This is a genomic window from Psychrobacter sp. I-STPA6b (genome assembly GCF_020662265.1).
Classification (GTDB): Bacteria; Pseudomonadota; Gammaproteobacteria; order Pseudomonadales; family Moraxellaceae; genus Psychrobacter.
This window is the reverse complement of the sequence record NZ_VEWM01000113.1, coordinates 1-299: the sequence shown is the minus strand read 5'-3', so window position 1 is coordinate 299 and position 299 is coordinate 1. Positions and strand designations below refer to the sequence as shown.

At 36.1% G+C, this 299-nt stretch carries 1 protein-coding gene; it reads right to left on the bottom strand.

Annotated elements, in window-relative coordinates; all coding sequences use genetic code 11:
* Positions 1 to 299 (bottom strand): dipeptidyl peptidase 3 (locus FHK88_RS12285; RefSeq protein WP_227431013.1); only part of this gene is annotated, 299 nt, incomplete at both ends.

Sequence of the window (299 nt, the reverse complement as noted above, 5' to 3'; positions counted from 1 at the left end):
ATCATGTACAACAAAATAGGTTTTACCATCTTTGGTTACTTTTTCAATAACATTGTCTTTTTTTCCTTGTTCAAAAGCCCAAGCCGAAACCCATTGACGGTTTACCATGTGGTCTTCTTCAATATCATCGCCTAATTTAATACGGATTAATTGCGCCATTAAACCATTTCTAATATACCCATCGTAAGCTGCTTTCCCTACTTCTTTCCAGTCAGAAACCAAGCCTAATTCTAGTAATTTAGGATCCATTAAATAATACAATCCTACTAAATCAGCCCTTCCTTCTTCCATGGTCGATG